11 protein-coding genes and 1 riboswitch are annotated in these 13,435 nt (G+C 38.3%); of the genes, 4 read left to right on the plus strand and 7 right to left on the minus strand.

The window, feature by feature from the left end:
* Nucleotides 1–3: 3 nt before the first annotated feature.
* Nucleotides 4–110: riboswitch (TPP riboswitch) on the minus strand.
* A gap of 331 nt (nt 111–441) precedes the next feature.
* Nucleotides 442–1,185 (plus strand): sulfite exporter TauE/SafE family protein, encoded by a 744-nt coding sequence (locus QYG89_RS06450; RefSeq protein ID WP_404315790.1) that lies wholly within the window; start codon nt 442–444, stop codon nt 1,183–1,185.
* A gap of 106 nt (nt 1,186–1,291) precedes the next feature.
* Here QYG89_RS06450 and QYG89_RS06455 read toward each other — a convergent pair whose 3' ends face one another.
* From QYG89_RS06455 to QYG89_RS06465, 3 genes are all read right to left on the minus strand, one after another.
* Complete coding sequence (locus QYG89_RS06455; RefSeq protein ID WP_404315792.1) at nt 1,292–2,506, minus strand: NupC/NupG family nucleoside CNT transporter; 1,215 nt, start codon at nt 2,504–2,506, stop codon at nt 1,292–1,294.
* A 76-nt stretch (nt 2,507–2,582) separates the two neighbouring features.
* Nucleotides 2,583–3,539, minus strand: coding sequence for a nucleoside hydrolase (locus QYG89_RS06460; protein ID WP_404315794.1), 957 nt, complete (start codon nt 3,537–3,539; stop codon nt 2,583–2,585).
* A gap of 16 nt (nt 3,540–3,555) precedes the next feature.
* Nucleotides 3,556–4,488 carry a nucleoside hydrolase gene (locus QYG89_RS06465; RefSeq protein ID WP_404315796.1) on the minus strand — a complete coding sequence of 311 codons (933 nt, stop codon included), beginning with the start codon at nt 4,486–4,488 and terminating at the stop codon, nt 3,556–3,558.
* 422 nt (nt 4,489–4,910) lie between these two features.
* Here QYG89_RS06465 and QYG89_RS06470 point away from each other — a divergent pair, with 422 nt between their 5' ends.
* The gene (locus QYG89_RS06470; protein WP_404315798.1) at nt 4,911–5,666 is read left to right on the plus strand and encodes a methyltransferase domain-containing protein; all 756 of its coding nucleotides are present in this window, start codon (nt 4,911–4,913) and stop codon (nt 5,664–5,666) included.
* Nucleotides 5,667–5,708: 42 nt separating this feature from the next.
* Here the strand turns inward: QYG89_RS06470 and QYG89_RS06475 are convergent, their stop codons facing one another.
* The gene (locus QYG89_RS06475) at nt 5,709–6,560 is read right to left on the minus strand and encodes a LysR family transcriptional regulator (protein WP_404315800.1); all 852 of its coding nucleotides are present in this window, start codon (nt 6,558–6,560) and stop codon (nt 5,709–5,711) included.
* 157 nt (nt 6,561–6,717) lie between these two features.
* Nucleotides 6,718–7,251, minus strand: a complete 534-nt coding sequence (locus tag QYG89_RS06480; protein ID WP_404315802.1) for a general stress protein — start codon at nt 7,249–7,251, stop codon at nt 6,718–6,720.
* 534 nt (nt 7,252–7,785) lie between these two features.
* Here QYG89_RS06480 and QYG89_RS06485 point away from each other — a divergent pair.
* On the plus strand, nt 7,786–8,094 hold the full coding sequence (locus QYG89_RS06485; protein WP_404315804.1) for a hypothetical protein: 309 nt from the start codon (nt 7,786–7,788) through the stop codon (nt 8,092–8,094).
* A 248-nt stretch (nt 8,095–8,342) separates the two neighbouring features.
* Nucleotides 8,343–10,250, plus strand: a complete 1,908-nt coding sequence (locus QYG89_RS06490) for a DUF262 domain-containing protein (RefSeq protein WP_404315806.1) — start codon at nt 8,343–8,345, stop codon at nt 10,248–10,250.
* Nucleotides 10,251–10,528: 278 nt separating this feature from the next.
* Here the strand turns inward: QYG89_RS06490 and QYG89_RS06495 are convergent, their stop codons facing one another.
* Together QYG89_RS06495 and QYG89_RS06500 are read right to left on the minus strand one after the other, a co-directional pair.
* Nucleotides 10,529–12,973, minus strand: coding sequence for a DEAD/DEAH box helicase family protein (locus tag QYG89_RS06495; protein ID WP_404315808.1), 2,445 nt, complete (start codon nt 12,971–12,973; stop codon nt 10,529–10,531).
* Entirely contained in the window at nt 12,966–13,292 is a 327-nt protein-coding gene (locus tag QYG89_RS06500) for a pyrophosphohydrolase domain-containing protein (protein WP_404315810.1), read from the minus strand. Before QYG89_RS06500 ends, QYG89_RS06495 begins: the two co-directional genes overlap by 8 nt.
* Between the last annotated feature and the right edge of the window lie 143 nt (nt 13,293–13,435).

Here is a 13,435-nt window from a genome sequence, read left to right on the forward strand (position 1 = left end):
TAACGTTCAACAACATCACTTCCCTTCGCTGGTACTAACCAGAGCAGGTTCAGAGGGTCGAGGAAACATTGTTTCCTTCTCTCAGCCATCAGGCACCCCTAGTGAATTTCATTTTATTTTACTGTATCTTTAGATTATCATACAAAATTGTATTTGTCCCTAATAATTGACAAATAATTTTAAATTTTTTAATAATTCAACATAATAAGCTGTCTAAGCGATGATTAGTTATATGTTTTCAACTTAGAAGACGACTCTTATTTGCTCTTTCAATAATTTGTGTATGATCAGGCCTTGTCCCCTTGTTAATTGCCGCAGGAGTCTCACTCCATTAAACAATCATCATGAACAGAGCCTTCTTTTAAAATCAGATGATACGATCATGTTACAATGGTCTGTAGACATTCATTATCACATTCTTAATTAGATGGAGTGACATCAATGACGATTATACTTACCATGCTGGCTTTAGGAGCCATTGTTGGATTCATCGGAGCAGGCGGTGCCGGATTTATCATTGCGATTTTAACCCTGCTCTTTAAAATTCCTATCCATATCGCATTAGCTACTTCTTTAACAGCCATGGCTTTTACAACCTTGTCAGGAACAATCAGCCATTATAAAGAAGGAAATATCGCTCTAAAGACTGGATTATTAGTCGGAGTATTTGGAGCATTAGGTTCTTTTGCTGGATCAAAGATCTCTTCCATGATCCCAACAAACGATATGCATTACTTAACAGGAAGCATGTTGGTTCTTTCCGCTCTCCTATTAGTCTTTCGTTTGTTTTTCTTAAAAAACAAACAAGAAGCAGAACAATCATTTACCCAACCTGCTTTCATTATCAAAGCAGCCCTATTAGGCATCATAACAGGGATTCTCTCCGGCACATTCGGGATCGGATCAGCTCCTTTTATCCAGTTGGGACTACTCACCTTTTTAGGACTGTCCATCCGCCATTCGGTCGGAACCACTATGCTCGTGATCGTCCCTATCGCCATAGGAGGCGGCATCGGCTTTACAACAGAAGGATTCCTAGACGTTACTTTATTAGTACAAGTACTAATCGGCACCATGCTCGGCGCCTACATTGGAGCTAAATTCACGAACCTTGTGCCAAAGGCCATTTTAAAAACAGCCATGGTGGCAACTCCTGCAGTCAGCGGAATGTTGTTGTTCTTTTAGTTTAGCCGTCTGTTCTCATAATAAGATCGACTCACAAAATGCGGAATATCCTTATAAAGTTTTCATTTTGTCCTCTGGATATAAAAAAGACAGGGGAATCTCCTGTCTAAATGAGCATACCAGCAATCGCTGCACTTAATAGATTAGCTAATGTTGCCGCAACGATTGCTCGTAAACCCATCTCTGCAATATCTTGTCTTCTTGAAGGTGCAATTCCTCCTAATCCACCGATGATCATAGCAATCGCAGCTAGATTAGCAAATCCGCAAAGTGCAAAGCTAATGATAACGACACTTTTTTGAGACAGGTTAGCAATCTCTGGAGCAAAAGCAGTATAAGCTACAAATTCGTTTAACACAAATTTCTGGCCTATAAACGAACCGGCTTTCAGTGCTTCATCCCATGGAACACCAATAAGGAATGCAATCGGTGAAAAAATATAGCCTAGGATTTGTTCTAGAGTCAACGTTTCAAATCCAAAAATCCCGCCAATTGATCCAATAATCGTATTAAGCAAAAAGATAAGGGAGATGAACGCAAGTAACAGCGCTCCAACACCTGCAGCAATTTTCAAGCCATCTGCCGCTCCACGAGCAGCTGCATCAATGACATTCCTTGACTCAGTGTCTTTTATCATCTGAATACGCTCAACCCTATTTTGGCCTTCTGTTTCTGGAGTGATAATCTTAGCTAATAACAATCCACCCGGAGCTCCCATAAAAGCAGCAGCCAGCAAGTAGTCTAAAGGAACACCGAGCATTGCGTATCCACCTAGAACTGCACCAGAGACACATGCGAGTCCTCCTGCCATCACAGCAAATAGCTCCGATTTTGTCATATTTTCGATATAAGGTTTGATGACTAGCGGGGCTTCCGTCGGCCCTAAAAAAATGTTCGCAGCCGCTGACATAGATTCAGTTTCACTTGTTTTTAGCGCTTTTGCTAAAAACCCGCCAATGATCTTAGTTGCCCACTGCATGACTCCTAAATAGTAAAGAACTGAAATGAGTGAAGAAAAGAAAATGATAATAGGTAATACTTGAAAGGCAAAAGTAAAACCTGCATTTTCCGCACCTAGCACCCCTCCAAACAAGAATTGAATTCCAGCATTAGTAGAGTCAATTATGGCTTGGACAATCAGTGAAACAGATTGGAGAATCTTTTTTCCAAATTCCCATTTCAATACCATTAAAGCAAAAACGAACTGAATGGCAAAGGCGCCAATTACGGTTCTCGGATTAATGGCTTTACGATTTTTAGAAAAGGCTAAGGCTATTAATAAAATCCCTGTTATTCCTATAATTCCCCAAACAAATTGCATATACTTTGTCCTTTCTTTCGTTATCGAATGGCATAGGTTATAAAAATGAGAAGACTTGGAACTGCCCTCTCCCTTCTTACACTATCGAACGCAGCACCTCGATTAGCATCTCTTTAAATGTGTTCCGATCAATTTCTTCACAAACTCGAACATTTTTTGTACGTTCCAAACGATTATTAACATCTACAAGACTGTAACCTCTTGTTAGTTCACCTGCTGTTTCAACATCTACATGATAGAGATTTGATTTTGTCATCATTTTTTCATTTGCTGCAACAGCAGCCAGTAATGTATCTGGATGTGTTGTGCCATTTAATTTGTGAACACTTTTATTAAATTTCATCACAACTTTATTGACATCTTTAAAAAATTGCGAACCAGCTGTCGTTAAAGATTCAATGTCATGATGATCGTTATCGTCCATAATTGAATATTGAGTGCACATTTCCCAGCCAACCATTGTCATTGGGATACCTGAATGAAGTACAATTTTCGCTGCTTCAGGATCAACGAAGAAATTGTATTCAGCGCTCGGAGTAATATTCCCTAACGCATTATTTGTTCCACCCATAATGTATAGATGAGGAATCTTCGGAACGACAGTCGGATCCTTTTTAATCGCCATCGCAATATTCGTCAGCGGTGCAATCGCTAATAAATGGATCTTTCCAGGGTTGTTGTGAATAGTTTCAATAAGAAAATCTACTGCATGTCCTTCTGCAGGAGATTGGACCGCTTTTTCAAAAAACGAATCCCCCATTCCATCTTTACCATGTACATCTTCAACTGTACGATGCTCATTTTTACCAAGTCCCATTAATGGACGCTCATGTCCTTTGTAAACGGGAACTTGTCCACTCTTTCCAGCTACTTGAATGGTATAAAGAGCATTTTCAACCTGCTGATCAAATTGCACATTGCCGCCAGTGATCATAATGCCTTCTACTTGGAAATAATGAAGCGCGGTTAATATGGCGATCGTATCATCGCCAGCTGTATCGGTATCAATAATAACCCGTTTTTTTTCTAACATTTAGAAGTCCCCTCTATTACTTTTTTGCTAATTCAGTCATATAATCAAAGAACGCATCACGATCCACATCATAAACAACATTCACAGGCCGTCCATCAGCGGTTTCAACTGTGCGGCCTTGGCTTGGGCCGTCTGTGTGTACAATGCTGGTAATCGTTTGTACTTTCACAAGATCACTATTGCCAACAAATGCGGTCGTTAACACATCCCACAAGTAGTACGTAGAGTTCGTTGTAAAGTGAACAAGTGGCGGGACCATCGCATAACATTGGCCAAGAAAATCAACACCCAGGTATTTGCGTTCTTTAGCCCAACGCTCACGCACGTCTAAAGTCAGCGGTACTTGATTTGTACTTTCAAGCGCAACTAAATCAATTTCTATGCTGGTGTCCCATACACGAGCGGCTGCTTCAGGGTCCCAAAACACATTCCATTCCGCTGTTCCATCATGTTCAGGCTCATGCACATTTCCTGCTTCACGAAATGTCCCCCCCATCCAAACAAGTCGTTCAACTTTCTCTTCGATTCCAGGGTCTTCATCTAATGCACGGGCAAGATCGGTAAGCGGTCCTGTGAATAATAAGGTTGTTTTTTCTTCAGTTGCACGAATCGTTTCTATTAAATGAAGATGTGCAGGTTTGTCCGCCACCGGTGTTACAACTTTTCCAGATTCATTTAAAATCGGCAGGGCATCAACATAAAACGCATGCATACGCCAATCTTTTGGAAAAGGATTTTTACCACGAGAATTTGACTCTGCTACAGCAAGGCCACCTTTACCAAAGCGATCAATAATTTTACGGCTTGCAAACATCGCTGGTTCTAAATAACAATCTGCTGGAATGACTGAAACACCTGTGAGTTCAACAGTGTCCATTTTTAGCAATAAAAATAAGGATATTAAATCATCGACGCCGCCATCATGATTAAAGTAAATTTTCTTTTTCACCTTTTCTTCATTCCTTTTCACCCATTTTCCAATTATGACCGACTGTACAAATGTAAGTTTATACACCTTCAACATATTTTCAGATAATATTAATTAAATAATATTATTAGTAGAAATTTGAAAAATTATGATACATATTTTTTATCAGCGAAAATATACACGTTGAAAAAGTGCGCCGTTTCCAGAAAAATCGTACATTTCAGTACCGAAATGTACATCTTTGGTTAGCATTATGTTTAGTAAAACAATAATATACAGAAAATAAACGGATCGCTCACTATCTATATCACGATAATATTAAAAATAGTTCATTAATCACAAGTTAATTCCCATTAGGAATCAACTTGTGATTAATTAATTATTAGATTAATTTACACCTCACATGATAATCTGAATGTATCAACATTTGGGAGATGATGTAAATGACCAATTGGAACGCAGCACTTTATGATAACAAACACCAGTTTGTTTCAAATTTTGGTGAAGATCTTGTTTACTTCCTACATCCACAAAAGGGAGAACACATTTTAGATGTTGGTTGTGGTACAGGAGATTTAGCTTATGATATTTCCAAAAGTGGGGCTGCTGTTACTGGCATTGATGCTGCGCAGTCTATGATTGAAGCTGCTAAAAGAAAGTACCCTGATATCCATTTTAGTGTGCAAGATGGCGAGCAGTTTTCTTTTGATCCACAATTTCATGCAGTGTTCTCAAATGCCGCCATTCACTGGATGAAAAATCAGCAGAAGGTTGTTCAAAATTGTTATGATGCTCTTCTTCCTAGTGGCCGTTTCGTGGCTGAATTAGGTGGAGCTAATAATATCCAATCTATTGTGGATGCCATAAAGGAAGCATCCGATCGTCTATCAATTCCGTATGATGCTACTTTATTTCCATGGGTATTTCCGACAAAAGAGGAAATGGCAGAGCTTCTTATCAATGTTGGTTTTAACGTAATAACCATCGAGCATTATGAACGGCCAACACCTTTAATTGGAGAAGAGGGGATTCGTAATTGGCTTGAAATGTTTAGCAACAATATGTTCAAACATCTTACAAATGATGAAAAAGAAGCCATTTACAGCGAATGTGAACGTATTTTACGTCCTCAGCTTTATAAAGAAAATGGTTGGGTTGCAGATTATTGGCGCCTTCGTTTCATTGCAGAAAAGCCTTAATACAAAGCCGCTTAGATACTCTCTACACATCTAAGCGGCTTTTCATTTTTTATATATAGTGACACATGTTTGTATAAATCGGTCAAATAAAGGATGTACGTATTTCGTATAAACAAATGTGGCTGAAAGAATGTCATCATCTATTTGAGGAATTTGCGCAAAAAGTTCTCCTTTTTCTACTTCCGTTTGGACAACACTTTTGGGCAAGAACGCAATCCCCATCCCCTGTTTAATAAAAGTTTTAATTACTTCTGTTTGGTTCAGTCTCTCTATTTGGCAATCCCTTGGCAAATGACGTTCAATTTGCTCCCAATACGGAGAAAATGCATGTGTATATATGGGAAAACTTTTTATTAATACTTGAAAATCCTCTGCATCGAATGGCTGAGGACCTACAATCATAACAGGTTCATTCGCAATCATCGTTGTTAATAGCTCTCTAGTTGAAGGAACCTTCGATAATCCGATATCAATTTGCTGCCGAAAAACAGCCTCACCAATCTCATTTGATGGTAAGATCTCAATTTGAGTAATTACATCTGGTTGAAGATGTTTAAAATGTTGAATGATAAGGGGCAGCGTGGAATTTGCAATTTGAGGAGCTACCCCTAAAGAAACCTTTCGGGAATATCCAGCCTGGAATGCTTTCATTTCCTGAACTATTTGCTCTTCAAACTCTACTAATTGAATGGCTCGTGGTAAAAAATAATGGCCATTTGCATTTAAAATAACCCGTTTTTGGACCCGATCAAACAATTGGATATGCAATATTTTTTCAAGTTTTTGAATTTGTTTTGTAACAGCTGATTGTGTCATCATCAATTCTTCCGCAGCTTCCCGAAAGTTCTCTTTCTTCGCTGCCAATAAGAATGTTTTTAGTAATTCTATTTCCATATCATTTTTCCGCCTTTTATAATTTACAATCTCATCCAGATTAGATTGTTCAATATACTTCAATGATTGAATAGGCTTATTTCATAATCCTGCTTACGTTTGCTTAAATACATAAAGAGCCTGCTAGTAAAATTGTAACTACAAAGGAAGGTCGTTATCATATACTTTTTATGTATGAATTTCGTTTAAAATCTTTGCTTATACATGCTCGCTTTAACTTTTTGGTTTTGAGCAAATATTTAATATCAGAGATATTATCGTATGAAAGTTGAACATAAAAGTAGTTAATATACTCCAAAACGGCAAAAATATAAACAAACCCTGCAATCGATAACCCTCCTAATGGGAACGAGGGATACCATTTAACAAAATCAACAGCGAACACAATGATTGAGACAATAATCAGAACCATATTCAACTTCTTAAAATACTGCAATTGTCGAACTATCCGAATGGGCGATATAGACGTATTTTCGATTCTTAATCGCTGCAATTTTAAATACCAATAAATTGTTCCTTGTAGCAGGAGAAATTCCAAAAAAAGAAAGGATACCCAAAAAGAATATAGTGAGTATAATTGGAGGCTTGGGTATGCACGATTAAGAAGATAACTAACAAAAATAAAAAGAATGACGGAAATTAATTCGCCAGAATATAAGTATGTAAGTCGTTTTTCTAACTTTTTCTTCACCTTTATCACTCTACCCCATATAATTCATTTTCATGCTGCTAAAGCTTTATTTACACACTCATCTATATGTTAACATGAATTTCCAGGTTTCTTTAAAGGTGATGCTCAACAATATAGCCCTTTACAACTTCGCTTAAGGTCAATTCTATTTAATTGAATATAGAACTTTGGTCAAACTGTATTTCAAAACCACACTAACTAATTCTAGAGCAGTTCTAGCCGAATAAACACCGTTCCTCATAAAAAGAACGAAGCTCATTCGGCTTAAAACATGTGAAGCCATATCACATATCACACATTCTTCTACTGCACCCTACCTAAATTCTCCCCCTTCCGCTCAAAGTGCCGATGCAGACGATACTCACAAATCTGCTTCGTCCATTGGAACAAAGTTTCTTCATGTTCTTTTTCAACATCGATATGAATGCGAAACCGATTGTTTTTGAACGAAATCATCCCGTTCGCTGATCCGCGGGTATATTAACCCACTATCTTCTGAATCTGTTAAAATAAAGACAAACACTGGGGAAAGAGATGATGAAACCAATGAATCAAAAGCCTGCTTCTAAAAACTTGCTACTAGCTATCATTAAGGCTGTACACGATCTAGGGGGCACCGCTTCTCTCGACGAAATTTACTCACATGTTCAAAAAAACCCCTCTATTGACCTCACCCCGTATCAAATTCCTGAATCAAGAATCCGTACTTTAATTTATGATCACTCAAGTGACACTCACCGTTTTAAAGGAACTCCTGGAGATCATCGTGATATTTTCTATCCGATTAGACAAAAAGGTGACGGGTATTGGGGATTGCGTATTAATGCTGATGAAGGTTTCTAGAAGATTTATACCTATGAGAAGATGTATTTATCTTCAACTCCAGAGTGACTCATTACAGTTGCTTTTGCCTATTCGGAATAAATTCACATGAAATATTTTCTGAATACACATTATTCAATGGCCATCATCTCTCTATAACTCTTCACCTTTACCAAAATGATCCACTTAACCAAAGATGAATACCATTCTGTTATAATATTAAAATTAAAGAGTTGACTTAATCAATCTATATCAACTAGAGGTGACATATGAACATAAAATCCTATACCCAGGTAAAACAATTCCGTATACAGGAGATCGTCGATGGAATTCATGCTCAGGAAGATAACACCAATGCAGCCATCAACATTAGAGTACCTAAGATTCAACGAAACCTTGTCTGGTCACAGCCCCAAAAAGAAAAATTTATTGATACCCTAAAACAAGGTTTCCCTTTTGGTTCACTACTTTTCTATAAAAAAAGCAATGGTGAGGACTTCCTACTAGTAGATGGACTGCAAAGAACATCTACAATTTTGGAATATAGCTTAAATCCTACACAATATTTTTCAAAAAGTGAAATAGAGGATGACTACATACACTTCCTGCTTGATCATGTTCCCTCTCTTTCAAATAATGACGAAGAATGGATTCGTGAAAAAATCGAACAGTGGGTAAAACAAAGAAGTGGTTTTACTGAGAAGGAGAAGTTTACGTCTTATTATTTAACAAAGCACTTAAAGTCAGAACTCTTATTAAAAGAAATTTCTATTTCTGATGAATTATTTGAGGATATTCTAACCAATCTCTCATCGTTTATTGATTCTATTAAAACTTCCTCGGATATATCAAAAATTGAAATCCCCGTTGTTGTTTATTATGGTCAAGAGTCCAACTTACCTGAGATATTTGAACGAATTAACTCAAGAGGAACAAAGTTAAATCGTTATCAAATCTTTGCTGCAACGTGGGAGAAAGAGTTTCGCATCCAAAACCAAAAGATTATTGATGCTATTAGACTAAAATACGAAAAGCTTATTGAAAGTGGATTCCAAATTGATAACTACAACAGCAAAGAGCTCTATCATACAGATGCCACCTTTACCCTATTTGAATACCTTTTTGGGATGGGGAAATTTCTACAGGACTCTCATCCCTTGTTATTTGGTCAGCGAAAGGCTGGACAGACCGATTCTACAGATTCCTTAGCGTTCAATATCGCTTCTATTTGTCGAGCTGTACCATCTCAAGAATTAAACAGCCTGGAAGATAGAATGTTAGAAATAAATTTACAGACTTTTGAAAATGCTATTTTGCAGGCTATTGATTTCGTTGAACAAGCTCTTCGGCCAGTTCTTGCTTTTCAAGCCCATCGGGCAAAGAAAAAAGCTGCCGGTGATTACAAAATCTTTCATGGCGAAAGTCAGATCGTAGCACTAATTGGATGTGTATTCCATCTTCGTTTCGATGAAAACCTTATTGAACGCCCAACGTGGAAACAAGATAAGAAACGGCTGGAGAAAACTTTACCTGCTCACTATCTGTATGATTTGTTAAGGGATTATTGGCGTGGTTCAAGTGATTCTAAACTCAAGAAGATAATTGTTGAACCACTTAAAAGTGATTCATTACCACTCGTTGACAGTCTTAGATATGGACAATTTATTTCAAAAGAACAATGGAATAGCATCTTAACCATGTGGTTTGAAGAACAACTCGCACGTAAAGAAACAAAACGGGTAAATATCGGTGACAAAGAGGTTCTATTCTTAAAATACTTGTATAAAGGATTACTAACTTTTGATGAAGCTCATCATTTATATGAGATCGATCACATACTTCCAGTTGAGCGCTTAAAAAAAGCAGCAAGTCAAACAAATGGGCTGCCTATAAGCTGTGTAGCTAACCTATCATTTATCCCAAGTGATTCTAATAATAAGAAAAAAGAAAAGAGTTTTGAAGAATACTTAATATATTTAAAAGAAAAATGTAACTATACAGATAACCAAATTCAGGAACAAAGAAGCCTATTTGAAAAATTATTGTTTATTTCATGTACAGACATATCGATTCCAAAGCAAGGAGATATGGATGTTATAGAAAAAGATTGGTACCTGAACATACTTCGCAAACGCTTTGAAAGAATGAAGGATATCTTTTTGGAAAGTATTATTTAAGCAAGTACCATCATAGCGTCTTTAATAAGGCCCCAATTCCTATTTCTCACAGAAAATTAAATCGATTAAATGCCAATCAAGCCACTTGTATAATAACCGGTTGAGAAACCTTTTGTGCCTAGAGAACAAAGCCATTTCCAAAACCAGTGCTCACTGATTTTGGAAATGGCTCCATTATAATTATTATAAAAAATTAATTCATTACCACACTCATACTAGATTTAGGGGTAAAAATTTATTTTTGACAAGATATATACTGGTTTTTTATATTCACTCTCCTACTGCACCCTATCCAAACTCTCCCCCTTCCGCTCAAAGTGCCGATGCAGACGATACTCACAAATCTGCTTCGTCCATTGGAACAAAGTTTCTTCATGTTCTTTTTCAACATCGATATGAATGCGAAACTGATTGTTTTTGAACGAAATCATCCCGTTCGCTGATCCGCTCCATTTCGTCATGGGCATTTTCGCTATGAGGGCGGCTACTTTCTTTTCGTCGTACTCTATGAGCTGTCTTCCTTGGTTATCGGAAAAGTCGATGCGTTTTCTATATTCTTTTGATGTTAAATAGCTATGGAAAAACGGTGCCGCTTCTTCCGGTGTAACCGGTTCAAGCCAACTGTCTTGTCCTTTTGACAGCATATAGAGCAGGACAACCATTTTATAGCTTTTCGTCATGCTTGTCCTTTCGACTTCTTTGAACCAGTCTTGATGCTGTAAAAATACTTCCTCTTCCCTTTCATCCAGTTCATAGATGCTGTGTAAAAAGCCTGGATAGGATTTGTAAAATTCTTTGATCGCTTTGCTGTCGGCGTTCGCTTTTAAATGAAAGTCAAGGTAGGTTGGGCGTCTTCCAAGTTCCAGTTTTAGATCTTCGTATGAGTAGTACAGCTGGTCTTTTCTTGGGTTCTTTTTACGATTCATTTCCTGCAGCAATTCCACTGCTTCAAGGTCAAACTCAATCTGGCAATTTTCAGGAACAGTCGGGATGACTGATTTCTTTTTCCTGTTATTCGCACCTGGATCAGTGTCCAGCACTTGCAGTTTAATATCCGCATTGCGGTAGTTACCGATTAAGTCAATGATGACACAGTGCGACTTCCCTTCCGCTATGCGCAGGCCGCGGCCGATTTGCTGTGTGAAGACGGTGAGCGACTGTGTGGGCCGGACGAATAGAAGCGTATCAACAGAAGGAATATCGACTCCCTCATTAAATAAATCCACAGTAAAAATGATATCCAATTTTCCAGAATCGAGCGCTTGGATCGCTTCTTCGCGGGAATATCCTTTCATTTGTGAGTGCATGGCAGCAGTCTTCCAGCCTTTGCTGTTAAAATAACTGCTTAAAAAGACGGCTTGCTTAATAGATGAACAGAAACCGATCGTTCTTGTCTGGCGATGCTCCTTCCAAGCTGTTTCAATTTTCTTGGCCATTTCTTCTTTTAACTGCACTTGCAGCAACTCTTCTTCATCATACCTCGTTCCAAGCCATGTCAGAGCGGAATAGTCGGTGTCATCATATACTCCGTAATAGACAAACGGCGCGAGCCACTGTTTCTGGATGGCTTCAATGAAATGAATACGATAAGCTGTGTTGCCTCCACAAATGCTATATACATCCTTATTATCCATGCGGTCCGGTGTGGCTGTGATGCCAAGCAAGAACTTCGGCTGAAAATAGTTTAGTACGGACTGGTAGGATCTTGCGGCCGCATGATGAAATTCATCAATAATAATTAAATCGAAATCATTTGGCTGAAAACTTTCCAGGTTGTGCTTTAAACCAAGTGTAAAAATGGAAGCAAATAACGTATCTGCTTCTTTCTCTTTAACGTCAGCATTAAATAAACCGGCAGATCGTTCCGGCATGACGTGTAGAAATGATTTCTTTGCCTGGACCAGCAGTTCTTTTTGATGAGCCGCAAATAAAATCCGCTTAAACCTTTTTCCAAAAAAAGCCGCTAAATACGTTTTTCCAAGCCCGGTAGCCATAACGACAAGAGCCTTGTCATATTCCTCTTCAAGTGTATTCTCCAGTGCTTCAAGCGCTTCTTGCTGCGCTGGCCGGGGAGTCAGTTCTTCTTTTTTTGTTATGTACGTTTCTGGTGGATCAACAACGATCTGCGTCTGATCATTCGGCTCTGAAAACATTGTTTCTATTTCTTCTGCTTCTGTGAAAGTTCTTACAATAGATTGTTCTCTATGAAAATGATCATAGGTTTTCCGGTACTGCTTAACGGTTTCCTTATTAATAGGAACGGTGAATTCATGAATAAAAATACGTTCAAATTGGGCGAGTCCTTCTTCAAAGATTTCTTCATCAGCCGCAGGAGGTGCATGAAGATTCCATTCAATGCCGCTCGTCAAAGCAGAAGCAGATAAGTTCGAAGAGCCGACGATAAGATGCCCCTCCTCTGCCTTTCGAAATAGGTACGCTTTTGGATGAAATGATTTCCCGCCGCTCTGCCACATGCGAATTTCCGCTTTAGGCAGTTCTTCTACAAGCAGCTGCAGGGCATCAGGCTGGGTAATATGCAAATAATCGCCAGTACAAATTTTAATTTCTGCCCCACGCACAGCAGCCAGCTGTAAAGCGGGAAGAATCCGCTTTACACCCGACTTCATCACAAAAGACGTTAAAATATAGATTTCTTCTGCTTCTTCTGACAGTTTAATAATCGTATCCACAAGGTTTTGAGTAATTAACTGCAGCTTAGTCATCTTCCACCTCAATCAAAAAAATCCGCTCACCAAATCCACCGCGCTTTTCGGCTTTTTGCCGGCGGATTGTTTCTAGTTGATTGAAATCCGCTCCATGAATCGCAGCAGCGGCATGGATCAGTTCCAGCAGATCAGCTAGTTCTTCAATAGCTTCTTCGTCACTTACAGCTTCTTCATATTCAACCAGTTCTTCGTTCATTTTTATGCGGACTTCACTTTCATATTCTTTCTCATCAAGAATACGTGTACTATATGTTTTTCCGCTGTTTCCAATGATTTCTGGAATACGGTCGCGGACGAGTTTATTATAAACAGGCATAGTGATCTCTCCCTTATTTTCATGTACTGTTATTCTACCAAAAAATGTTTCATATTAGGTAAAACAAAGAAAAGCCTAACTCATTGTAAATAAGTTAAGCTTTTCTCTAGATATGTGTTTATTCGTAAACTTCACCGCTGGGT

Origin of the sequence: Bacillus lumedeiriae, assembly GCF_044891285.1 — a bacterium.
Taxonomy (GTDB): domain Bacteria; phylum Bacillota; class Bacilli; order Bacillales; family Domibacillaceae; genus Pseudobacillus; species Pseudobacillus lumedeiriae.

What these genes read in the sequence shown, in the direction of transcription:
- QYG89_RS06450 (WP_404315790.1), top strand. Translation starts at nt 442, where the DNA reads ATGACGATTATACTTACCATGCTGGCTTTAGGAGCCATTGTTGGATTC.
- QYG89_RS06455 (WP_404315792.1), bottom strand. Translation starts at nt 2,506, where the DNA reads ATGCAATTTGTTTGGGGAATTATAGGAATAACAGGGATTTTATTAATA.
- QYG89_RS06460 (WP_404315794.1), bottom strand. Translation starts at nt 3,539, where the DNA reads ATGTTAGAAAAAAAACGGGTTATTATTGATACCGATACAGCTGGCGAT.
- QYG89_RS06470 (WP_404315798.1), top strand. Translation starts at nt 4,911, where the DNA reads ATGACCAATTGGAACGCAGCACTTTATGATAACAAACACCAGTTTGTT.
- QYG89_RS06475 (WP_404315800.1), bottom strand. Translation starts at nt 6,560, where the DNA reads ATGGAAATAGAATTACTAAAAACATTCTTATTGGCAGCGAAGAAAGAG.
- QYG89_RS06485 (WP_404315804.1), top strand. Translation starts at nt 7,786, where the DNA reads ATGATGAAACCAATGAATCAAAAGCCTGCTTCTAAAAACTTGCTACTA.
- QYG89_RS06490 (WP_404315806.1), top strand. Translation starts at nt 8,343, where the DNA reads ATGAACATAAAATCCTATACCCAGGTAAAACAATTCCGTATACAGGAG.
- QYG89_RS06495 (WP_404315808.1), bottom strand. Translation starts at nt 12,973, where the DNA reads ATGACTAAGCTGCAGTTAATTACTCAAAACCTTGTGGATACGATTATT.
- QYG89_RS06500 (WP_404315810.1), bottom strand. Translation starts at nt 13,292, where the DNA reads ATGCCTGTTTATAATAAACTCGTCCGCGACCGTATTCCAGAAATCATT.